General features: G+C 69.3%; 22 protein-coding genes. 14 read left to right on the forward strand and 8 right to left on the reverse strand.

The features are described from left to right. The first annotated feature begins 21 nt into the window (after nucleotides 1–21). The 7 genes from crcB (at nucleotide 22) to mnhG (ending at nucleotide 6,677) form a co-directional block, all read left to right on the forward strand. Nucleotides 22–408, forward strand: coding sequence for a fluoride efflux transporter CrcB (gene crcB / locus AC57B8_RS32035; RefSeq protein ID WP_062468679.1), 387 nt, complete (start codon nucleotides 22–24; stop codon nucleotides 406–408). 77 nt (nucleotides 409–485) lie between these two features. Next, the gene (locus tag AC57B8_RS32040) at nucleotides 486–3,452 is read left to right on the forward strand and encodes a monovalent cation/H+ antiporter subunit A (protein WP_492738539.1); all 2,967 of its coding nucleotides are present in this window, start codon (nucleotides 486–488) and stop codon (nucleotides 3,450–3,452) included. Beyond that, nucleotides 3,452–3,802: a Na+/H+ antiporter subunit C gene (locus AC57B8_RS32045; RefSeq protein ID WP_056582686.1), complete on the forward strand. Its 351-nt coding sequence runs from the start codon at nucleotides 3,452–3,454 to the stop codon at nucleotides 3,800–3,802. The genes AC57B8_RS32040 and AC57B8_RS32045 overlap by 1 nt, the downstream gene beginning before the upstream one ends. Continuing rightward, on the forward strand, nucleotides 3,799–5,505 hold the full coding sequence (locus AC57B8_RS32050; protein ID WP_496481817.1) for a monovalent cation/H+ antiporter subunit D: 1,707 nt from the start codon (nucleotides 3,799–3,801) through the stop codon (nucleotides 5,503–5,505). The genes AC57B8_RS32045 and AC57B8_RS32050 overlap by 4 nt, the downstream gene beginning before the upstream one ends. After that, a complete protein-coding gene (locus AC57B8_RS32055; protein ID WP_062468688.1) occupies nucleotides 5,502–5,993 on the forward strand; it encodes a Na+/H+ antiporter subunit E in 492 nt (163 codons plus the stop codon). Before AC57B8_RS32050 ends, AC57B8_RS32055 begins: the two co-directional genes overlap by 4 nt. After that, nucleotides 5,990–6,268 (forward strand): K+/H+ antiporter subunit F, encoded by a 279-nt coding sequence (locus tag AC57B8_RS32060; RefSeq protein ID WP_062468691.1) that lies wholly within the window; start codon nucleotides 5,990–5,992, stop codon nucleotides 6,266–6,268. Before AC57B8_RS32055 ends, AC57B8_RS32060 begins: the two co-directional genes overlap by 4 nt. Before the next feature lie 61 nt (nucleotides 6,269–6,329). After that, complete coding sequence (mnhG, locus tag AC57B8_RS32065; RefSeq protein ID WP_496481818.1) at nucleotides 6,330–6,677, forward strand: monovalent cation/H(+) antiporter subunit G; 348 nt, start codon at nucleotides 6,330–6,332, stop codon at nucleotides 6,675–6,677. Nucleotides 6,678–6,692: 15 nt separating this feature from the next. On the opposite strand, the gene AC57B8_RS32070 is transcribed toward mnhG, so the two are convergent. Further along, nucleotides 6,693–7,688: an ABC transporter substrate-binding protein gene (locus AC57B8_RS32070; RefSeq protein WP_496481819.1), complete on the reverse strand. Its 996-nt coding sequence runs from the start codon at nucleotides 7,686–7,688 to the stop codon at nucleotides 6,693–6,695. Nucleotides 7,689–7,808: 120 nt separating this feature from the next. Here AC57B8_RS32070 and AC57B8_RS32075 point away from each other — a divergent pair, with 120 nt between their 5' ends. The 6 genes from AC57B8_RS32075 (at nucleotide 7,809) to AC57B8_RS32100 (ending at nucleotide 13,146) form a co-directional block, all read left to right on the forward strand. Next, nucleotides 7,809–8,498, forward strand: a complete 690-nt coding sequence (locus tag AC57B8_RS32075) for a TetR family transcriptional regulator (RefSeq protein WP_496481820.1) — start codon at nucleotides 7,809–7,811, stop codon at nucleotides 8,496–8,498. A gap of 80 nt (nucleotides 8,499–8,578) precedes the next feature. Next, on the forward strand, nucleotides 8,579–9,391 hold the full coding sequence (locus AC57B8_RS32080; protein WP_447742336.1) for an ABC transporter permease: 813 nt from the start codon (nucleotides 8,579–8,581) through the stop codon (nucleotides 9,389–9,391). Continuing rightward, a complete protein-coding gene (locus AC57B8_RS32085; protein WP_496481821.1) occupies nucleotides 9,388–10,437 on the forward strand; it encodes an NAD-dependent epimerase/dehydratase family protein in 1,050 nt (349 codons plus the stop codon). Before AC57B8_RS32080 ends, AC57B8_RS32085 begins: the two co-directional genes overlap by 4 nt. Before the next feature lie 4 nt (nucleotides 10,438–10,441). Continuing rightward, nucleotides 10,442–11,278, forward strand: coding sequence for a GNAT family N-acetyltransferase (locus AC57B8_RS32090; RefSeq protein WP_496481822.1), 837 nt, complete (start codon nucleotides 10,442–10,444; stop codon nucleotides 11,276–11,278). 12 nt (nucleotides 11,279–11,290) lie between these two features. After that, on the forward strand, nucleotides 11,291–12,358 hold the full coding sequence (locus AC57B8_RS32095) for a dihydrodipicolinate synthase family protein (RefSeq protein WP_496481823.1): 1,068 nt from the start codon (nucleotides 11,291–11,293) through the stop codon (nucleotides 12,356–12,358). Further along, nucleotides 12,355–13,146, forward strand: coding sequence for an ABC transporter ATP-binding protein (locus AC57B8_RS32100; protein ID WP_496481824.1), 792 nt, complete (start codon nucleotides 12,355–12,357; stop codon nucleotides 13,144–13,146). Before AC57B8_RS32095 ends, AC57B8_RS32100 begins: the two co-directional genes overlap by 4 nt. 25 nt (nucleotides 13,147–13,171) lie before the next feature. On the opposite strand, the gene AC57B8_RS32105 is transcribed toward AC57B8_RS32100, so the two are convergent. From AC57B8_RS32105 to AC57B8_RS32135, 7 genes are all read right to left on the reverse strand, one after another. Further along, the gene (locus tag AC57B8_RS32105; protein WP_062468715.1) at nucleotides 13,172–14,194 is read right to left on the reverse strand and encodes an XdhC family protein; all 1,023 of its coding nucleotides are present in this window, start codon (nucleotides 14,192–14,194) and stop codon (nucleotides 13,172–13,174) included. Nucleotides 14,195–14,210: 16 nt separating this feature from the next. Continuing rightward, the gene (locus tag AC57B8_RS32110) at nucleotides 14,211–14,876 is read right to left on the reverse strand and encodes an SRPBCC family protein (protein ID WP_496481825.1); all 666 of its coding nucleotides are present in this window, start codon (nucleotides 14,874–14,876) and stop codon (nucleotides 14,211–14,213) included. A 34-nt stretch (nucleotides 14,877–14,910) separates the two neighbouring features. Continuing rightward, entirely contained in the window at nucleotides 14,911–16,125 is a 1,215-nt protein-coding gene (locus AC57B8_RS32115; protein ID WP_496481826.1) for a vWA domain-containing protein, read from the reverse strand. Between the two features lie 19 nt (nucleotides 16,126–16,144). After that, nucleotides 16,145–17,047, reverse strand: coding sequence for an AAA family ATPase (locus AC57B8_RS32120; protein WP_070063989.1), 903 nt, complete (start codon nucleotides 17,045–17,047; stop codon nucleotides 16,145–16,147). Between the two features lie 64 nt (nucleotides 17,048–17,111). Then, a complete protein-coding gene (locus AC57B8_RS32125) occupies nucleotides 17,112–17,903 on the reverse strand; it encodes an FAD binding domain-containing protein (protein ID WP_095744326.1) in 792 nt (263 codons plus the stop codon). A 34-nt stretch (nucleotides 17,904–17,937) separates the two neighbouring features. After that, nucleotides 17,938–20,322: a xanthine dehydrogenase family protein molybdopterin-binding subunit gene (locus AC57B8_RS32130; protein ID WP_496481827.1), complete on the reverse strand. Its 2,385-nt coding sequence runs from the start codon at nucleotides 20,320–20,322 to the stop codon at nucleotides 17,938–17,940. A 10-nt stretch (nucleotides 20,323–20,332) separates the two neighbouring features. Further along, a complete protein-coding gene (locus AC57B8_RS32135) occupies nucleotides 20,333–20,839 on the reverse strand; it encodes a (2Fe-2S)-binding protein (RefSeq protein ID WP_062468730.1) in 507 nt (168 codons plus the stop codon). Between the two features lie 187 nt (nucleotides 20,840–21,026). Between AC57B8_RS32135 and AC57B8_RS32140 the strand changes: the two genes are divergently transcribed. After that, complete coding sequence (locus tag AC57B8_RS32140) at nucleotides 21,027–22,175, forward strand: helix-turn-helix domain-containing protein (protein ID WP_447748668.1); 1,149 nt, start codon at nucleotides 21,027–21,029, stop codon at nucleotides 22,173–22,175.

Genomic DNA, 22,175 nt, shown 5'->3' on the forward strand with positions numbered 1-22,175 from the left:
GCGACGACGACAAGGGAACGGATGCCTCCTCTATTGCCGGTTCTAGCGATCTGCGTGGGAGCCTCGTGCGGCGCCCTCGCCCGCTGGGGCCTGGGCCTGTGGCTCAACACCGGCGGCCCCGTGCCCTACGGCACGCTGGCCGCCAACCTCGTCGGCGGCTACCTCGTCGGCGTGGCCGTGGCCGTCTTCCAGGCGCTGCCGCAGCTCGACCCGGTGTGGCGGCTGCTGCTCATCACCGGTTTCCTCGGCGGGCTCACGACCTTCTCGAGCTTCTCGGCCGAAGTGGTCGCGCTGCTGCTCGGCGGACGGCCCTTGCTGGCGCTGGGCACCGGCCTGCTGCACCTGTGCGGTTCGCTGGTGCTGACCTGGCTGGGCATCCGCAGCGTGCAGCTCGTGCTGGCTTCGTGACAGCGACAAAACTGCCCGCGCTCCTGCGGTTATAGACAGGGGCTCTCCAGAGGGCCGGTCGATAGAATCGACCCCCGATGCCCCTCGCCCTTCTCGTCGCACTCCCCTTTCTTGCCAGCGTGCTGGCCGCGTTGATGCCGTCCAACGCGCGCAACCGGGAGTCGACCCTCGCAGGGCTCGTCGCATTGGGCTGCGCGATCCAGGTCGCATGGCTCTTTCCGCAGATCGCGCACGGCAACGTGCTGCGCCAGGAGATCGAGTGGCTGCCCGCCCTCGGCCTGAACCTCGTGTTCCGCCTCGACGGCTTCGCGTGGCTGTTCTGCATGCTGGTGCTGGGCATCGGCGCGCTGGTGGTGCTCTATGCGCGCTACTACATGTCGGCCTCCGACCCGGTGCCGCGCTTCTTCTCGTTCTTCCTCGCGTTCATGGGCGCGATGATGGGCGTGGTGCTCTCGGGCAACCTCATTCAGATGGTGCTGTTCTGGGAGCTCACCAGCCTGTTCTCCTTCCTGCTCATCGGCTACTGGCACCACCGGCGCGACGCGCGGCGCGGCGCGCGCATGGCGCTCACCGTCACCGGCGCGGGCGGGCTGTGCCTCTTGGCCGGCGTGCTCGTGCTGGGCCGCATCGTCGGCAGCTACGAGCTCGACATCGTGCTGGCCTCGGGCGACATCATCCGCGCGCACGCGCTGTACCCGGTGGCGCTGGTGCTGATCCTGCTCGGCGCGTTCACCAAGAGCGCGCAGTTCCCGTTCCACTTCTGGCTGCCGCGCGCCATGGCCGCGCCCACGCCGGTGTCGGCCTACCTGCACTCGGCCACCATGGTGAAGCTGGGCGTGTTCCTGATGGCGCGCCTGTGGCCCGTGCTCTCGGGCACCGAGCAGTGGTTCTGGATGGTGGGCGGCGCGGGTGCGATCACGCTGCTGCTGGGCGGCTTCGCGGCCATGTTCCAGCGCGACCTGAAGGCGCTGCTGGCCTACTCGACCATCTCGCACCTGGGCCTCATCACGCTGCTGCTGGGCCTGAACAGCCCGCTGGCGGCCGTCGCGGCCGTCTTCCACGTGATGAACCACGCGACCTTCAAGGCGTCGCTGTTCATGGCGGCCGGCATCATCGACCACGAGACCGGCACGCGCGACATCCGCAAGCTCAGCGGCCTGATGCGCCTCATGCCCATCACGGGCACGCTGGCCATCATCGCCAGCGCCTCGATGGCCGGCGTGCCGCTGCTCAACGGCTTTCTGTCGAAGGAGATGTTCTTCGCCGAGACCGTCTTCATCCAGGCCACGCCCTGGATCGACTTCAGCCTGCCGGTCATCGCCACGCTCGCGGGCATCTTCAGCGTGGCGTACTCGGCGCGCTTCGTGTTCGACGTGTTCTTCGGCCCGCCCTGCGGCCCCGACGTGCCCAAGCCGCCGCACGAGCCGCCGCACTGGATGCGCGTGCCGGTCGAGCTGCTGGTGCTGGTGTGCCTGGTGGTGGGCGTGGCGCCGGCCTGGTCGGTCGGCCCGATGCTCGCGGCCGCGGCCACGCCGGTGGTCGGCGGCACGCTGCCCGTCTACAGCCTGGCCGTGTGGCACGGCTTCAACCTGCCGCTGATGATGAGCTTCGTCGCACTGGCAGGCGGCGCCGTGCTCTACCTGCTGCTGCGCCGTCCGCTGGGCAGCGGGCGCCTGGAGCACACGCCGCTGCTGCACCGCTTCGACGGGCAGCTCATCTTCGAACACCTGATCGCGCTGCTGAGCGAAGCCGGCCGGCGCAGCCGCCGCCTCTTCGGCACGCGCCGCCTGCAATGGCAGCTGCTGTGGCTGGTGGTGGTGGCCGTGGCCGGCGCCGCGGCCTCGCTGTGGACCACGCCGGCCGATCGCGGCACGCGCGAGCTGCTGCCGTTCTCGCCGATGTTCGCGATGACCTGGCTCATCGGCTGCACCTGCGCCGTGGCCGCCGCCTGGCAGGCCAAGTTCCACCGGCTCGCCGCGCTGATGCTGGCCGCGGGCGCCGGGCTGGTCTCGTGCGTCACCTACATCTGGTTCTCGGCCCCCGACCTGGCGCTCACGCAGCTGGTGGTCGAGGCCGTGACCACCGTGCTCATCCTGCTCGGCCTGCGCTGGCTGCCGATGCGCAGCAAGGACGTGGTGCAGCCCGCGCGCATGCGGCTGCGGCCCTGGGGTCGGCGCGGACGCGACCTGCTGGTGGCCACCATCGCCGGCTGCGGCATGGCGGCGCTGGCCTGGGCGATGATGACGCGCACCTTCCCGCAGAGCATCTCGCCCTTCTTCCTCGAACGCGCGCTCACCGAAGGCGGCGGCACCAACGTGGTCAACGTGATGCTGGTCGACTTCCGCGGCTTCGACACCTTCGGCGAGATCACCGTGCTGGGCATCGTGGCGCTCACCGTGTATGCGCTGCTGCGGCGCTTCCGCCCGGCCATCGAATCGATGGCGCTGCCCATCCAGCAGCGGCTGCAGGTCGACGACGGCAGCAGCGACCTGCTGAACCCGCGCCGCGCCACCGACTCCGCCATCGGCTACCTGATGGTGCCGGCCGTGCTGGTGCGCCTCGTGCTGCCGGTGGCCGTGCTGGTGTCGGTGTACTTCTTCATGCGCGGCCACAACGCACCCGGCGGCGGCTTCGTCGCGGGGCTGGTGATGTCGGTCGCGCTGGTGCTGCAGTTCATCGTCTCGGGCACCGAGTGGGTGGAAGAGCACCTGCGCATCTACCCGCGCCGCTGGATCGCCATCGGCCTGCTGTTCGCGCTCGCCACCGGCGGCGGCGCGATCGTGTTCGGCTACCCGTTCCTCACCACGCACACCGCGCACGTGCACGTGCCGCTGCTGGGCGACATGCACGTGCCCAGCGCCCTCTTCTTCGACATCGGCGTGTTCGCGCTGGTGCTCGGCGCCACCATGCTGATCCTGACCGCGCTGGCCCACCAGTCCATCCGAAGCCACCGCTGGGCCGACGAGCAAGAAGAGAAAGAAGCGCAGGCCCGCGCGGCCGCCGAAGCCGAAGAAGCGGCTGCCGCCACCGGAGGGGCCCGCTGATGGAAATCGTGCTGGCCATCGCCATCGGCGTGCTCACCGGGTCGGGCGTGTACCTGCTGCTGCGCCCGCGCACCTTCCAGGTCATCATGGGCCTGACGCTCATCTCGTACGCGGTCAACCTGTTCATCTTCAGCATGGGCCGGCTCAAGGTCGACAGCGAGCCGGTGCTGGTCGAAGGCTTCAAGGCCACGCTGGCCAACACGGCCGACCCGATGCCGCAGGCGCTGGTGCTCACGGCGATCGTGATCGGCTTCGCGATGACCGCCCTGTTCCTCGTCGTGATGCTCGCCTCGCGCGGCCTGTCGGGCACCGACCACGTGGACGGTGAAGAGCGGGAGGCGGTCGAATGAACGACGTGTTCCACCTGCTCGACCGCTTCCTCGAGTTCAGCATGCCGCACCTGGTGGCGGTGCCCATCCTCGTGCCCATGCTCACGGCGGCGCTGATGCTGCTGATGAACGAGAACCACCGGCGCACCAAGTCCTTCCTCAGCGTGGTCTCGGGCCTGGTCGGCCTGCTGGCCGCGCTCGCGCTGCTGCGCTGGGTGAACGCGGCCGACACCGGCGGCGGTCCGGGCTCCATCGGCGTGTACCTGCCGGGCAACTGGCGCGCGCCCTTCGGCATCACGCTGGTGGCCGACCGGCTCTCGACCATGATGGTCGCGCTCACGGGCGTGGTCGCCTTCGCGGCCTCGATCTACTCCACCTCGCGCTGGGACCGCGCGGGCGTGCACTTTCATCCACTGCTGCAGCTGCAGCTCATGGGCCTGAACGGCGCCTTCCTCACGGGCGACCTGTTCAACCTGTTCGTGTTCTTCGAGGTGATGCTGGCGGCCTCGTACGGCCTGCTGCTGCACGGCTCGGGCCGGCTGCGCGTGCGCGCCGGGCTGCACTACATCGCGATCAACCTCGCGGCCTCGTCGCTGTTCCTGATCGGCGCGGCCATCCTGTACGGCGTGACCGGCACGCTCAACATGGCCGACCTGGGCGCGCGCATCGCCGAGCTCGCGCCGGGCGACCGCGGCCTGGTGCACGCCGCCGCAGCCATCCTGGCCACCGCCTTCTTCGCCAAGGCGGGCGCGTGGCCGCTCAACTTCTGGCTGGTGCCGGCCTACAGCGCGGCCGTGTCGCCGGTGGGCGCGGTGTTTGCGCTCCTGACCAAGCTCGGCGTGTACACCGTGCTGCGCCTGTGGACCGTGCTGTTCGCGCCCGACACCGGCGCCTCGGCCGCCTTCGGGCAGGCCGCGCTGGTGGGCGTGGGGCTGGCGACGCTGTTCGTCGGCGCCATCGGCATCGTCGGCACGCAGCGGCTGTCGAACCTCGCGGGCTTCAGCGTGCTGGTGTCGGCGGGCACGCTGCTGGCCGCCGTCGGGCTGGGCGATCCGGCCGTGTGGGCGGGTGCGCTGTATTACATGCTGAGCTCGACGCTCGCGGTGGCGGCCTTCTTCCTGCTGATCGACATGATCGAGCGCTGGCGCAATGCGGGCATGAGCGTCGCGCCTCACGAGGCGGCGGGCAACGCGCCCTTCCTGGCCGAAGACCTGCGCGCGCTCGACGACGTGAACCTCGACGACGACGCCCAGGCGCTCTACGGCCGCGCCATCCCGGCGGGCGTGGCCTTCCTGGGCCTGAGCTTCATGCTGTGCACGCTGCTGCTGGCGGGCCTGCCGCCGCTGTCGGGCTTTGTCGGCAAGTTCGCGATGCTCTCGGGTCTGCTCGACGGCAGGGCCATGGCCTCGGCCGGCTGGACCTTCCTGGGCCTGCTGATCGTCTCGGGCTTTCTCTCGCTGATCGCCCTGAGCCGCACCGGCATCCGCCATTTCTGGACGCAGCCCCACGCCACCATGCCCTCGCTGCCTGCGCTCGAGGTACTGCCGGTGGCGGCCCTGCTCGCGGCCTGCGTCGCGCTCACCGTCTGGGCCGAACCCGTGATGCAGCACGCCCAGGCCACCGCCGGCGGGCTGCGCACGCCCACCGCGTACCGCGAGGCCGTGCTCGGCGCCAAGCAGAAGCCCAACCCGGGGCCCGTGAAGAAAGAGGAGGCCAAGCCATGAAGCGCTTGATGCCTTCCCCGCCGCTGTCGTTCGCGCTGTTCGTCATCTGGCTGCTGCTCAACCAGTCGCTCGAAGCGGCCACGCTGCTGTCGGCCGCGCTGCTCGCCATTGCCGTGCCGCTGATCACCAAGGGCCTGCGCCCCGCCACCGTGCGCATGCGCCGGCCCGGCGTGGCGCTGCGGCTGTCGTTCCTCGTCACCTTCGACATGCTGAAGTCGGCGTACGACGTGGCGCGGCTGCTGCTCACGCGCCGCACCGCCGACATCTCGGCGCGCTTCGTGCAGATTCCGCTGGACATGCGCGACCCCAACGGCCTCGCCGTGCTCGCGATGATCATGTGCCTCACGCCAGGCACGGCCTGGGGCGAGGTCTCGTTCGACCGCACCACGCTGCTGATCCACGTGTTCGACCTCGAGGACGAGGCGGCCTTCATCGCCCTGATCAAGACCCGCTACGAACGTCCGCTGATGGAGATTTTCGAATCATGACGCCTGTTCTCTTCTGGGCCCTGAAGGCCGCGCTCTTCCTGCTGGCCGTGGCGATGCTGTGCGCGCTCTTTCGCCTGCTGGCCGGCCCGTCCGCGCAGGACCGCGTGATGGCGCTCGACTGCCTCTACATCAACGGCATGCTGATGATGCTGGTGCTCGGCATCAACTACGCGAGCAGCGTGTACTTCGAGGCGGCGATGCTGGTGGCGCTGTTCGGCTTCGTGGGGTCGACCTCGATCGCCAAGTTCTTGCTGCGCGGGGAGGTCATCGAATGAGCGCCGCGCCGGGCCGCCCCAAGCAAGCTCGCACCGCAGTGCGAAGCACGAAGGTACACCAATGACCACCGCACTTCCTCTTTGGGCCGAGATCATCACCGCCGTGTTCGCGGTGCTGGGCGCGGCCTTCGCGGCCATCGGCTCCTTCGGCCTGGTGCGCATGCCCACCTTCTTCCGCCGCATCCATGCACCCACGCTGGGCGCCACGGTGGGCGCCTGGTGCCTGACGGTGGCCACCATCGCCTACTTCTCGGTGCAGGGCTTCAGCCTGTTCCTGCACGCGGTGCTGATCGTGCTGTTCATCGTGCTGACGGCGCCGATCACCACCATCTTCCTGATGCGTGCCGCCCTCTTCCGCGAACGGCAGAAGGGCAACACGAAGGTGCCGCCTTCCTCCGAGTCGCGCTGAAGCGGCTCTCTCCCATCAGTTGGGCGCCATGCGCACGCCCTTTTCGAGGAACTCGTTGGTAAAGAGCGTCGCAGGGTCGTAGGCCTTGTCGATGCCGATCAGCGAAGACACCAATTCGTAGTCGGCCTTCACGCGCGCACCGTCGAAGGCGCCGAGCGCCACCTTGGTGGTGGTGTCGTCGCGCATCAGCTGCTTGATGCGATTCCACTGGTCGCGCTGGTTGTCGGGCGTGAGGCCGCTCACGCTGGCCTGCAGCGCCTGCAGGCAGGGCTCGAAGCTCTTCACGCAGGCGTCGTAGGCACGCTGCGTCACGGCCACGAACTTCTTCACCTGGCCGGGGTTCTTCGCGAGGTACGGGCCGTTCACGATCAGCGAGTTGCCGTACACGTTCACGCCCGCGTCGCGCCACGGCTGGAAGCCCAGGTCGGCGCCGAACTCGCGCGCCTTCAGGTCGTGCTCGTTGTAGAAGTCGCTGATGATGTCGACCGACTTGCTCTTCAGCGCCGCCACCTTGGCCTGCGGGCTCACGTTGACGAAGGTCACGCTGGCCGGGTCGAGCCCCACCTTCTTGGCGAAGGCCGGCCACATGAGGCGCGCGGCGTCGCCGGGCGGGTTGCCGATCTTGCGGCCCGCGAAGTCCTTGGGCCCGTTGATGCCCGAGGACTTGAGCCAGTAGAAGCCCTGCGGGCTGTTGGCGTAGATGACCATCACGGCCTTCACGTCGGCGCCCTTGCCCTTGGCCTGGATCGTGGTGGGCAGGTCGGAAATGCCCAGGTCGCTGCCGCCCGTGCCCACGCGCTGTGCCGACACGGCCGAGCCCTTGCCGGCCTCGATGTTCAGGTCGATGCCCGCTTTGGTGTACCAGCCCTTGGCCTTCGCGAAATAGATCGGCGCATGATCGGCCGTGGGTGTCCAGTTGAGCATCAGGCTCATGGCATCGGCCGCGAACGCGGCAGGGGCCGAGGCCATGAGCAAGGCGGTGGCGCCGGCGGCCGACAACAGCTTTTTCATGCGGAACACTCCAAAAGAAGGTAAAAACAAGTCCTGAAATTCATATTACCAACTGTTTGGTTGACAGGCAATCCAGATCATCCAGACTGAGTTGCCCCTGCCGGGAGAATCAAAAACACCATGACCGCCACCAAGCCCGCGAGCCCCGCAACCCCCGCCCGCACCGCCGTCGCCACGAAACGCGAGCGCGATCCCGTCGCCGCCAAGCAAGCCCTCATATCTGCCGCGGTGGCCGAGTTCGCCACCAAGGGCTTCGCGGGCGCGCGCGTCGACGAGATCGCCGCCAACGCCGGCGTCAACAAGCAGCTCGTGTACCACTACTTCGACAGCAAGCAGGGGCTGTACCTGGTCGCGCTCGAATCGGTCTATGCCGAGATCCGCGAGAAGGAACAGAAGCTCACGCTCGATGCACTCGAGCCGCTGGAGGCCATGAAACAGCTGGTGGCCTTCTCGTTCGACTACCTGGCCGAGCACCCCGAGTTCATCGCGCTGCTGGCCGACGAGAACCGCAACCACGGCGCGCACCTGCGCGAGTCGGAGCGGCTGCAGAAGATGCACTCGCCCTTCATCGAGATGCTCGAGGCCACGCTCGAGCGCGGCGTGGCGGCCGGCGTGTTCCGGCCCGACTTCGACGCGATCAACCTCTACATCTCGATCGCCGGCATCTCGTACTTCTTCTTCTCCAACAACCACACGCTGTCGGCCATCTTCGGCAAGCCGCTCGATGCACGCGGCGCGCTGCTGCAGCGGCGCCGGCACGTGATCGAGTTCGCGCTCAACGCCTTGCGGCCCGACAAAGCTGCCGCATGAAAATTATCAACTAGTTGGTTGACTCGGGTCGTGGCGACTCCTATGATTCGCCGCATTGCTTCCTAGACCCAGGAATTGAGATGACGGCACCTGATGGCGCTCTGGCGCCCCCTGCACCTGCGCCCTTGTCGGGCGAGCGCCCCGAATGGCAGCGCTGGGCCCTCGTGGTCGCGGTGCATCTGGCGGGCATCGCGCTGTGGGAGCTCGCGGTGCGGGTCTTCGCGATCCAGCCCTTCATCCTGCCGGCGCCCTCGAAGGTGCTGGCCACGCTGGCCAACCCGAACTACAGCTGGCTCAAGAACACCGGCGTCACCGCGCTCGAAGTGTTCGGCGGCTACGCGCTGGGGCTGGTGCTCGGCATTCTTTGCGCGCTGCTCTTCATCACCAGCAAGCGGCTGATGCTGCTGGTGTTCCCGCTGCTGGTCACGCTCAACATGATTCCGAAGGTGGCGATGGGGCCGCTGGTGATCGTGTGGTTCAGCTACGGCATCGGGCCGAACATCCTCATCACCTTCAGCCTGTGCTTCTTCCCCATCCTGCTGACCACCATCCGCGGCCTGAACGAGACCGAGCCCGAGCTGCTCGACCTGGTGCGCGCGCTCAAGGGTTCGCGCTGGCAGCTGTTTCGCTACATCCAGCTGCCGGGCTCGCTGCCGTACGTGTTCTCGGGCATGAAGGTCGCCACCATCCTCGCCGTGGCGGGCGCGGTGGTGGGCGAGTTCATCGCCTCGGAACGCGGCCTGGGCTATCTGATGATCCAGGTCCAGGCCTCGCTGGACACGCCCGCGGTCTTCATGGCCGTGCTGCTCATCACGGGCCTGGGCGTGCTGCTCTATCTGCTGGTGCTTCTGCTGGAGCGCCTCTTCATCACCCAGGACGCAAGAATCCAATGACCTCCACGCCTGTCCTCGACGACCTGCCCTTTCCCGAGCGCTTCGAGAGCGAAGCCGCGCTTGAAGACTACCTGGCCACGCCCTCGCGCGATCTCGTGCGCGACATGGCCCGCCTCGACGGCGACCTGATGATCCTCGGCGTGGGCGGCAAGATGGGCCCCACGCTGGCCCGCCTCGCGAAGAACGCCATGCCCGGTCGCCGCGTGATCGCCGTCGCCCGCTTCAGCGAAGCCGGCGTGCGCGAAGCGCTCGAAGCGCACGGCATCGAGACCATCGCCTGCGACCTGCTCGACCGCGCCGCCATCGCCGCGCTGCCGCCGTGCGCCAACGTGGTCTTCATGGCCGGGCGCAAGTTCGGCGCCGACGCAGACAACCCGCTGACCTGGGCCATGAACGCGCACGTGCCGGCGCTGGTGGCCGAGCACTTCCACGCCTCGCGCATCGTCGCCTTCTCGACCGCCTGCGTGTACCCCTTCGTGCCCGTGACCAGCCAGGGCGCGAGCGAGAGCGACGCGCCCAACCCGCCCGGCGAGTACGCCAACTCGTGCGTGGGCCGCGAGCGCATGTTCGAGTACTTCTCGCAGCGCCACGGCACACCGGGCCGCCTGTTCCGCCTGAGCTACGCCATCGACCTGCGCTACGGCGTGCTGGCCGACGTGGCGCTCAAGGTGTGGCGCGGCGAGCCGGTCGACGTGACCATGGGCCACGTCAACGTGATCTGGCAGGGCGACGCGAACGCGCAGGCGCTGCGCTGCCTCGCGGCGGCCACGGTGCCGACCTCGCCGCTCAACGTGAGCGGGCCCGAGACCACGTCGATCCGCTGGCTCGCGGAAGAGTTCGCGCGCCAGTTCGGCAAACCCGTGACGATCGCCGGTCAAGAAGCACCGACCGCGTGGCTCATGAACACCGGCGAAGCCGAGCGCCTGTTCGGCTACCCGCGCGTGCCGCTGGCGCAGCAGATCCGCTGGGTGGCTGACTGGATTTCGCGCGCGCAGCGCCAGTACGGCAAGCCGACCAAATTCGAATCGCGCGACGGCAAGTACTGAGCCCATGACCATGCCCGCCGTCGAAGCCCTGTCGTCGATCACGCCCGGCATCGCCCCGATGCTCGACGCGCTGGTCGCCGCGAGCGGCTGGAACCAGACCGCGCACGACTGGCGGCTGTTCGAGCGGCTCGGCACGGTGCATGGTGTGCGTGACGGCGAAGGCCAGCTCGTCGCCAGCGGCGCGGTGCTGCCGATGGACGACGTGGCCTGGATCAGCATGATCCTCGTGATGCCTGCCGCGCGCGGGCAAGGCCAGGGCCGCGCGGTGTTCGCGCACTGCCTCGCCCAGGTGAAGGCCGCCGGCCTCGTCGCGATGCTCGACGCCACGCCGCAGGGCGAGCCGCTCTATGCGAGCTTCGGCTTCACGCCGCTGTGGTGCCTCACGCGCTGGCAGCGCGAGGCCGCGCCCGCCACCGCATCGCTCACCACAGACAAGCCAGCCCTCGACAACCTGGCGGCGCTCGACGCGCAGGCGCTGGGCTTCGCACGCCCCGCCGTGCTCGCCGACCTGCTCGGCCGCGAGGACAGTCGCTGCGTGCGCAACGGCCTGGGCTTCGGCCTCGTGCGCGCGGGCCGCACCGCACACCACATCGGACCGCTGCTGTCGTCCGATGAGGCCACGGCCACCGCGCTGCTGACGCAGGCCGCACGCGGCCTCGACGGTCGCATCTATGTCGACGTGCCCGACGACCGCAAGGCCATGACCGCCGCGTTGCGCGCCGCCGGCTTCACACCGCAGCGCAGCTTCGCACGCATGGCGCTGGCCACGCGCGAGGGCGCGCAGCCGCCCACCGGACACCCCGCCTTCATCCACGCCATCGCCGGCCCCGAGTTCGCCTGAGGACCTTTTCCCATGCCACTGAACCGCTCCGACCTTCCCGCCGACGTGCTTGCGCTGCTGTCGCAAGGCACCGTCATCCCGGCGCATCCGCTCGCGCTCGACGCCGAACGCCAGTTCGACCGCCGGCGCCAGCGCGCGCTCACGCGCTACTACGTCGATGCCGGCGTGGGCGGCCTCGCGGTGGGCGTGCACACCACGCAGTTCGCGATCCGCGAGCGCGGCCTGTACGCCACCGTGCTCGAGGCCGCGATGCAGGACCGCCTGGCCTGGAACGACCGCCCGATGGCGATGATCGCGGGCCTGTGCGGCCCGACCGCGCAGGCGCAGGCCGAGGCGCGCACCGCCGTTTCTCTCGGCTATCACGCAGGATTGCTGAGCCTCGCGGCGCTGGCCGGCTCGTCGGAAGACGCACTCATCGCGCACTGCGAGGCGGTGGCGCAGGAGATTCCGCTGATCGGCTTCTACCTGCAGAGCGTGGTCGGCGGCCCGATCCTGTCGAGCGACTTCTGGCGCCGCTTCGCGCTCATTCCCAACGCGCTGGCGATCAAGGTGGCGCCCTTCAACCGCTACCGCAGCATCGACGTGGTGCGCGGGCTGGTCGATGCGCGCGCCGAGGAGCGCGTGTTCCTCTACACCGGCAACGACGACCACATCGTGCTCGACCTGGCGCTGCCCTTTGCCGCGATGCGCGACGGCGTGCCCGTGCAGGTGCGCTTTCGCGGCGGCCTGCTGGGCCACTGGTCGGTGTGGACGTCGAGCGCGGTGCACCAGCTGCAGCAGATCAAGGCCGAGCTGGCCGCCAGCGGCGGCGCGCTGAGCCCCGCCCTGCTCGCGCTCGATTCGCGCGTGACCGACTGCAACGCCGCCTTCTTCGACGTGGCGAACAACTTCCACGGCTGCATCGCGGGCTGCCACGAGGTGCTGCGGCGCCAAGGTCTGCTTGAAGGCATCTGGTGCCTCGACCCCGAAGAAGGCCTGGGCCACGGGCAGTCGGCGGAAATCGACCGCGTCTACCGCCAGCACGGCGACCTGGCCGACGACGCCTTCGTGCGCGACAACCTGGCACGGTGGCTGGCATGAGCGCCGTGCTCGCACCGCAGCAAGATGCGCCGCTGATCCGCATGCAGCAGCTGCGCAAGGTCTACCGCAAGCGCAACGAAGAATTCCTCGCGGTGTCCGACGTCACGATGGACGTGCATGCGGGCGACATGATCTCGCTGGTCGGTCCCTCGGGCTGCGGCAAGTCGACGCTGCTGAAGATTCTCTCGGGCCTGCACGGCCACGACGGCGGCACGCTCGAGATCGGCGGCCCCGGTGGCACGGGCTTCAACCCGGGCCGCGACGTCGGCATGGTGTTCCAGCAGCCGCTGCTGCTGAAGTGGCGCACGATTCTCGAGAACGTGCTGCTGCCCGCCGACATCCTCGGGCTGGACCGCAAGGCTGCCAAGGCGCGCGCGCACGAGCTGCTCGACATGGTCGGCCTCACGGGCTTCGCCGACAAGCTGCCCTACGAACTCTCGGGCGGCATGCAGCAGCGCGCGGCCATCGCGCGTGCGCTCATCCACGACCCGAAGCTGGTGCTGATGGACGAGCCCTTCGGCGCGCTCGATGCGCTCACGCGCGAGAAGATGAACCTGGAGATGCTGCGCATCTGGGAGCGCAGCCGCAAGACCTTCATCGTGGTCACACACAGCATCCAGGAAGCCGTGTTCCTGGGCTCGCACTGCGCCGTGCTCACGGCCGGGCCGGCGCGCATGGCCGACTTCTTTCGCATCGACCTGCCCGAGCCGCGCAAGCTGCACGTGAAGACCAGCCCCGAGTTCGGCGAGTACGTGCGCCGCATCTACGACCTGCTGGGCGTGGACTGAGCCCCGCGCAGCAGGCCGGTTCAGCTCAGCTGGGTTGCAGCTGCTGGATTTCCTTGGCGCGCGCCACTTCCACTTCGCGCGGCAGGGTCACCGCGTTCTTCACGGCCAGGATCTCCGCCATCACGCTCACCGCGATCTCGGGCGGCGTCTTGCTGCCGATGAAGATGCCGATGGGCCCGCGCAGGCGTGCGAGCGACTCGGCCGTCTGGTCGAAGTGTTCGATCATGCGGTCGCGCCGCGCGTCGGCGTTGCGGCGCGAACCGATGGCGCCCACGTAGAAGGCCTCGCTCTGCAACGCCTCGAGCAGCGCGAGGTCGTCCAGCTTGGGGTCGTGCGTGAGCGCGACCACGCAGCTGCGGCGATCGGGCTTGAAGGCCAGCACGGCGTCGTCGGGCATCTCGGTGGTGATCGTCACGCCGGACAGCGTCCACGCGGTGCGGTACTCGGCGCGCGGGTCGCACAACGTCACGGCGAAGCCGCTGAACTTGGCCATGGTCGCCAGGTACTCGGCGAGCTGGCCGGCGCCGATCAGCAGCATGCGGTACTCGGGGCCGAAGGTGTTGGTGAGCTCGGTGTCGTTCACCGTGAGCTCGTCGGGCGCGGTCGCCTCGGCCAGCCGCACCGCGCCGGTGGCCAGCGTCACCGTGCGGCGCATGAGCTTGCCGCGTTCGAGTTCGGCGACCAGCGTGTCGAGCGCGTCGGCGTCGGGCGCGTATTCGAGCAGCAGCTCGAGCGTGCCGCCGCAGGGCAGCCCGAAGCGGTGCGCCTCGTCGGCCGTGATGCCGTACTTGACGAGCGCGGGCGGCGCGCCCAGCGGCACGTCTTCGCCCTTGCCGTGGGCATGGCTGTAGCGCGCGATGAGGTCGTCCTCGATGCAGCCGCCCGAGACCGAGCCGACCACGGCGCCGTCCTCGGCCAGCGCCATGATCGAGCCCACGGGCCGCGGCGAGGAGCCCCAGGTGCGCACCACGGTGGTCAGCAGCGCGCGCTTGCCGGCACGCCGCCAGTCGCGCAGCGTGCGCAGCACCATGACGTCGAGGTTTTCCATGGCAGGACCTTGTGCGTCAGGCGGCGTCGCCCGGGGTGGCGGCGTCTTCGCCGTCCTTCTTGCCGAAGCCCATCTTCTTCATGAGGCCCGACATCACGCCGGCCTTCTCGGCGGGCGCCTCGGCCGCCGCTTCCGCGGGCGGTGCGGGCGGCGGGCCGTAGCGGCTTTGCATCTCGGCCTCGAAGCGCTTGAAGAAATCGTCGGCGGTGGACTTGGCCGCGCCGTCGATCAGGCGCTGGCCGAGCTGGGCGATCTTGCCGCCGACCTGGGCCTGCACGGTGTAGTCGAGTTCGCAGCCGGCGGATGTCGCCGCCACGGGGGCGGCTTCGGTGGCAGGTGCGCCGTCGGTCGCGGCCACGACGGGCGCCGCTTCCGATGCGCCGGCCACCGGCTTGAGCGACACGCTCGACGAGCCCTTGGCAAACCCCGCCACGCCGCCCTGCCCCTCGAAGGTGAGCTTGTAGCCGTCGGGCGCAACGATGTCCGACAGCATCACCTTGCCGCTGAACTTGGCCGACACCGGGCCGATCTTCACGGCCAGCGCCACGCTGTAGGTGTTGTCGCCCGTGAGCTCGAACTTGTCGCAGCCGGGGATGCACTTCTTGAGCGTCTCGGGATCGTTGAGCGCGTCCCAGGCCTGTTGTTGGGTGACGCCGAGGCGGCGGTTTCCGAGCATTTCCATGGTGGGTTTCCTTTGTTCCTTCCTGAGTCCAGTCCTAGCGACTGGCGCGCATCAGCGCGGCCAGGCTGGCGGCCAGCTGTTCGAGTGCATTCAGATTGTGGACCGCCAGCATCGCGTCCGCATGGCGGTGCAGCACGGCGGCCCCACGCGCCAGAGGGGCGTAGCCCTCGAAGCGCAGCAGCGGGTTGAGCCACAGCAGCCGGCGCGAATGGCGCTTCAGCCACTGCAGCTCGGTCTCGAGCTGCGCGGGCTCGCCCGTGTCGAGGCCGTCGCTGATCACCAGCACCAGCGTGCGGCGGCCGATGAGCCGGCGCGCATGCGACTGGCGCAACTCGGTCAGCGAACCGCCCAGCCGCGTGCCACCCGCGAAATCGTCGATGGCCAGGCTGGCGGCCCCCAGCATGGCGTCGGTGTCGGCCAGCCGGAAGGCCGGCGTGAGGTCGGTCAGCCGCGTGCCGAAGGCGAACACGTCGCGCCGCCCGGCCCGTCGCGTGGCGGCATGCAGGAAGGCCAGCAGCAGGCGGGCGTAGCGCTCCATCGAGCCCGACACATCGACCAGCACCAGCAGCGGCAGGGGCTGCTCGCGCCGCGCCAGCCGGGGCAGGCGCAGGATCTCGCCACCGGTGCGGGCCGCCTCGTGCAGCACGCCGGGCCAGTGCATGCGGGCGTGCGCCCGGCCCGCGTCGCCCGCCGGGCGCAGGCGGCGCGCGGGCAGTTCGGGCACCGGCAAGCGGATGTCGCGCGCCAGCCGCTCGACCAGGCGGTACTCGGCCGCGCCCAGCGCGTTGAAGTCGGCGTGCTGCAGCCGCTGGCGGTCGCTGGCCGTCATGGCGGCGTCGAACTTGATTTCCTCGTCGGGCTTCGTCGGCGTCGCGGGCTTCACGGCATCGCGCGGCGAGCTCAGCGCTTCGCGCACGCGCGGGCGGCGTTTGGAGGGCTCGGCCTTGCCTTCGGCGCTGGGCAGCATCTGGGCGAGCAGCTTGTTGGCCAGTTCGGGGTCGCGAAACCACGCGTCGAAGAGTTCGCGGAACACCAGCCGGTCCTGCTCGCGGCTGACCATCACGGCTTCCATGGCGGCGCCCAGGTCGAGCTTGTCTTCCACGCCGACCAGCGTGGCCGCCTCGGTGGCGAGCGCGATGCGCATGGCGTCGGTGCGTACGCCGGCGCGGCGCAGTGCGCGGCCGAAGGCGGCGATGTTGCCCGCCAGCTTGCCGCTGCGCACGTCGCCGAGTTGCTGGATGCCGGCCATGTAGGTGCCTCGGCCTCGCTCAGCTCGCGAGCGGTTCCTCGGGCCTCAGCAGGTCGGAGGCCAGCTCGTGCGTCAGCGCCGCCACATCGTCGCGCTGCTTGAAGAGGATGCCGGCGGTGTCGACGACCACTTCAGGATCGAGTTCGACGGTGTCGAGCGCGATGAGCGCCCGCGCCCACTCCACGCTTTCGGCGATGCCGGGTGCGCGCTGGAAGGCGTTGACGAACGGCGCCGAACGCAGCCGCGCGACAAAGGCCGCCACCTGCGCCGACAGCACCTCGCCGGCCTGCGGCACCTGCGCGCGCACGATGGCGAGCTCGCGCTCGCGCTCGGGGTAGTCGAGCCAGTGGTAGAGGCAGCGCCGCTTCACGGCGTCGTTGAGTTCGCGCGTGCGGTTGCTGGTGAGCAAGGTGACCGGCGGCACCACGGCGCGCACGGTGCCCAGCTCGGGAATGCTGACCTGGTACTCGCCCAGGTATTCGAGCAGGAAGGCTTCGAAGGGCTCGTCGGCGCGGTCGACCTCGTCGATCAGCAGCACCGAGCCAGGGGCCGGCGTCTGCAGCGCCTGCAGCAGCGGGCGGCGGATCAGGTAGTGCGGCTGGTAGACCTCGGCCTCCACGTCGCGTGCCGCCCCGGTGGCTTCGGCCGCGCGCATGTGCAGCAGCTGCGCGGCGTAGTTCCATTCATAAAGCGCCTCGCGCTGCTCCATGCCGTCGTAGCACTGCAGGCGCAGCAGCTCGCGGTTCAGGGCCGTCGACAGCGCCTTGGCCAGCTCGGTCTTGCCGACGCCCGGCTCGCCTTCGAGCAGCAGCGGGCGCTGCAGCTTGAGCGCGAGGAACACCGCGGTGGCCAGGCGGCGGTCGGCAAAGTAGCCGGCCTGCCGCAAGCCGTCGGAAAGGGCGTCGATGGTCGGGAAGATCATGGGCAAGCGTAGCGGAAGACGCGAGGGTGTCGCGCCTTCCGGTGGGCGGCGGCGCTGGGCTGCTTCAGCCGAGTGCTTTGGTCACGGCGCGCTGCGTCAGCACGCTGATCAGGTTCGCGCGGTAGGCGGCCGAGGCATGCAGGTCGCTGTTGAGGTCGCTCGCGTCGATCTTCACGGCCGCGGCGGACGCGGCGGTGAAGCTCTTGTTGAGCGCATCTTCGAGCCCGGCATGGCGGAACACGCCGTTGCCCGCGCCGGTGACGGCCACGCGCACGCCGCTGTCGTACTGCGCCAGGAAGATGCCGACCAGCGGGAAGTTCGAGGCCTTCTGGCGCAGCTTCTCGTACACCGCGCGCTTCGGAATCGGGAAGCGGATGGCGACGATCAGCTCGTCTTCTTCGAGCGCCGTGGTGAACAGCCCCTGGAAGAAGTCGTCGGCCGCAATCTCGCGCTTCGAGGTGACGATGGTCGCGCCCGAGGCCAGCACCGCGCTCGGGTAGCACGCCGCCGGGTCGTTGTTGGCCACCGAGCCGCCGACCGTGCCCATCGCGCGCACCTGCCGGTCGCCGATGCGCGACGCGAGGTCGGCCAGCGCGGGGTACGCGGCCTTCACGTCGGCGTTGTTCGCCACGTCGAGGTGGCGCGACATGGCGCCGAGGGTGATCGCGCCGCCGTCCTTCTTGATGCCGGTGAGTTCCTTGATGCCGCCGAGGTCGACGAGCTGCTCGGGCGCCGACAGCCGCAGCTTCATCGAGGCCAGCAGGGTCTGTCCGCCGGCCAGTGGCTTGCCGCCCGCGGCGATGAGCCGGGCCGCGTCCGCCACGCTGGCGGGCCGTTCGAGTGTGAAGGCATACATGGGGTGATTCCTTCTCTGTTATTTCTTGTGTCGTTCAGGGCTTGGCGGCGGCTTGCATCGCTTCCCAGACGCGGCTGGACGAAGCGGGCATGTCGAAATCCTTGACGCCCAGCGGCGCCAGCGCATCGAGCACGGCGTTGATGACCGCCGGCGGCGACCCGATGGCGCCCGCCTCGCCGCAGCCCTTGGTGCCCAGCGGGTTGTGGGTGCAGGGGGTGCAGACGGTGTCGAGCTTGAACTGCGGGAAGTCGCCGGCGCGCGGCATGGCGTAGTCCATGAAGCTGCCGGTGAGCAGCTGGCCGGTTTCGTTGTCGTACACGCAGTTCTCGAGCAGCGCCTGGCCGATGCCCTGCACCAGCCCGCCGTGCACCTGGCCCTCGACGATCATCGGGTTGATGATGGTGCCGAAGTCGTCCACCGCGGTGAAGCGGTCGACCTTCACTTCGCCGGTCTCTTTGTCGATCTCGACCTCGCAGATGTAGGTGCCGCCCGGGAAGGTGAAGTTGGTCGGGTCGTAGAAGGCGGTTTCGTTCAGGCCGGGCTCGAGCTTGTCGAGCGGGTAGTTGTGCGGCACGTAGGCCGTGAGCGCCACCTGGCCGAACGGGATCTTCTTGTCGGTGCCCTTGACCGTGAACTCGCCGTTGGCGAACTCGATGTCGGCGTCGCTCGCCTCCATGAGGTGCGCGGCGATCTTCTTGGCCTTGGTCTCGATCTTGTCGAGCGCCTTCATGATGGCCGCGCCGCCCACCGAGATGGAGCGCGAGCCGTAGGTGCCCATGCCGAAGGGCACGCGACCGGTGTCGCCGTGCACCACGTCGACGTTCTCGACCGGAATGCCCAGGCGTGCGGCCACGACCTGCGCGAAGGTGGTTTCATGGCCCTGGCCGTGGCTGTGCGAGCCGGTGAACACCGTCACGCTGCCGGTCGGGTGCACGCGGATCTCGCCGCACTCGAACAGGCCCGCGCGCGCGCCGAGCGCCCCCGCGATGTTCGACGGCGCGATGCCGCAGGCCTCGATGTAGCTCGAATAGCCCATGCCGCGCAGCTTGCCCTTGGCCTCGGTTGCCGCCTTGCGCGCGGCGTAGCCGTCGACCTCGGCCAGCACCCGCGCCTTGTCCATGCAGGCATGGAAGTCGCCGGTGTCGTACTGCAGCGCCACGGGCGTCTGGTACGGGAAGCTGGTGATGAAGTTGCGCTTGCGGATCTCGTCCTGGCCCAGGTTCATTTCCCAGGCGCAGCGCGACACCAGGCGCTCCAGCAGGTAGGTGGCCTCGGGCCGCCCGGCCCCGCGGTACGCATCGACCGGCGAGGTGTTGGTGAACCAGGCATCGACCTCGACGTAGATCTGCGGCGTGGTGTACTGGCCCGCCAGCAGCGTGGCGTACAGGATGGTCGGCACCGCGGTCGAGAAGGTCGACAGATACGCGCCGAGGTTGGCATCGGTGTGCACGCGCATGGCCAGGAACTTGCCGTCCTTGTCCATCGCCATCTCTGCGTAGCTCACGTGGTCGCGGCCGTGCGCATCCGACAGGAAGCACTCCGAGCGTTCCGCCGTCCACTTGATGTTGCGGTTGAGCTGCTTGGCCGCCCAGGTCAGGCACACGTCTTCGGCGTACAAAAAGATCTTGGAGCCGAAGCCGCCGCCCACGTCGGGCGCGATCACGCGCACCTTGTGCTCGGGCAGGCCCAGCACGAAGGCCGTCATCAGCAGGCGCTCGACGTGCGGGTTCTGGTTCGACACGTAGAGCGTGTAGTCGTCGGTGCCGCGGCTGTAGCTACCGATGGCCACGCGCGGCTCGATCGGGTTGGGAATCAGCCGGTTGTTGACGAGGTCGAGCTTGGTGACGTGCGCCGCCGTGGTGAACACGTTGTCGACCGCCGCCTTGTCGCCCAGCGCCCACTTGTAGCACTGGTTGTCGGGCGCCTCGTCGTGCAGGGTGACGCCGCTGGCCTTCTTGGCGGCGTCGGCCACGCTCACCAGGGCCGGCAGCACGTCGTAGTCGACCACCACGGCCTCGGCCGCGTTCTTGGCCTGCTCGACCGTCTCGGCCACCACCATGGCCACGTGGTCGCCCACGTAGCGCACCTTGTTGATCGCCAGGATCGGGTGCATCGGCTCCTTCATCGGGGTGCCGTCGGGGTTGTTGATGAGCCAGCCGCAGGGCAGCCCGCCCATCTTTCCTTCGATGTCCTTGCCGCTGAAGATGCCAACCACGCCGGGCATCTTCGAGGCCTCGGCGATGTCGATGGACTTGATGACGGCATGCGCGTGCGGCGAGCGCACGAAGACCGCATGGCTCTGGTTGGCCAGCGTGATGTCGTCGGTGTAGTTGCCCGCGCCGGTCAGGAAGCGATAGTCTTCCTTGCGCCGCAGCGCCTCGCCGATGTGCGGCAGGTTGGAGAAGTCGGAAGCGCCCATGTCGCTCTCCTCAGGCCGTGACCGTGGTTTGCTGGGTCGGCACCGGATTGCCCGATGCCATGGCCTCGCCGCCCATCTTCACGGCCTTGACGATGTTCTGGTAGCCCGTGCACCGGCACAGGTTGCCCTCGAGCAGCTCGCGGATCTCCGATTCGCTCGACTTGGGGTGGTGGGTGCACAGGTCGATGGCGCTCATGACCATGCCCGGGGTGCAGAAACCGCACTGCAGGCCGTGGCATTCCTTGAAGGCCGCCTGCATGGGATGCATGGTGCCGTCGGCGGCGGCCACGCCCTCGATGGTGGTGACGTCGGCGCCGGCCGCCTGCGCGACCAGGATGTTGCACGACTTGACCGCGCGGCCGTTCAGGTGGACCGTGCAGGCGCCGCACTGGGCGGTGTCGCAGCCGACGTGGGTGCCGGTGAGGTGGAGGTGCTCGCGGATCGCGTGCACAAGGAAGGTGTTGGGTGGGGCGTCGACCGTGACCGGCCGGCCGTTGACCTTGAAAGCGACCTGCATGTGGCTGTCTCCGTGAAAGGTGATGGCTGGTTCAGCGAGGCATCTTGGATGCCGCCCTTTCGCACTATCCTAGGCAAAAACCCTTGACACTTGCACAGAGCGCGGGAAATTCTCAAAATGAAACAGCTTGCCAACCGGCCGGCCCGCAAAAGCAGCCCTCCCCGCGCGAAGAAGAACTTTCACGATGATGTCCGCTTCCGCCGTCCCCCCTCCTGCTGAGCGCTCGCTGGCCATTGCGCAGGCGCGCCGCGAGCTGATCGACGGCGACGGCCCCCGCCCGCGCGGCAGCGTGCGGGTCGACCCGGGCATCACGCGCTCCTGGCAGCGCTGCCTGGAGGCCGGCCGCCGGCCCCAGCAGCGCGTGAGCTTCGAGCCCGTGAGCCGCACCGCCAGCCGCGAGGTCACGGAATGCAACCGGGCCCTGGTCACGGCGGCGCGTCCGGTGATCGAACGGCTCTCGCGCGCCATTGCCGACACCCGCTATTTCGCCATCCTGACCGACGCCCGCGGCATCGTGGTCGACGTGGGTACCTTGCCCGACGGCACCGACCCCGCCGCCCGCTATGCACGCGACATCGGGCGCATCGGCGTCGACCTGTCCGAAAGCGCCATCGGCACCAGCGCGATCGGCACGGCGCTGGCCGAGCAGGAATCGGTGTGGCTGCACCGGGGTGAACACTTTTTTGACGACACCAGTGTGTACAGCTGCGCCGGCGCCCCGCTCTTCGGCCCCCGGGGCGACTGCATCGGCATGCTCGACCTCACGGGCGTGCAGGTGGTCGAGCGGCCCGAACTGCGCCACCTGGCCACGCTGTCGGCGCGCAGCATCGAGAACCTGCTGGTGCAGCGCGAGCCCTGCGAGTTGCTGCTGCGCCTGCTCTGGCCCGGTTGTCCGAGCAGCGAGACCACCGAAGGCCTGCTGTGCATCGACGCCGCCGGCCACGTCACCGGCGCCAACGCGGCGGCGCGGCAGATGCTGCACCAGCCGCTGGTCTGCCACGCCGGCGGCCTGCATTTCAACGACCTGTTCGCGCTGCCGCTGCACATGATGTTCGACGCCGCCCGGCGCGGCGACGCCATGCTCGAGGTGCCGCTGTGGTCGGGCCTGCGGGTGCAGGTGCGGGCCCAGCGCGGCGGCAGCGAGCACGGCGGCGTGCCGGGCATGCCCGGCGACGCCACCGATGGCCGCCCCCGCCTGCGCGACGTGGAAACCGCCCTGATCCGCAAGGCGGTGAGCGACGCGCGCGGCAACGTGGCCGAGGCGGCGCGCACGCTGGGCATCAGCCGCGCCACGGTCTACCGCAAGCTCTGGCGCGGTCGGCCGGCGGGCGACTGA

It is taken from the genome of Variovorax sp. BGA-UO-ETr-C22, assembly GCF_059567965.1.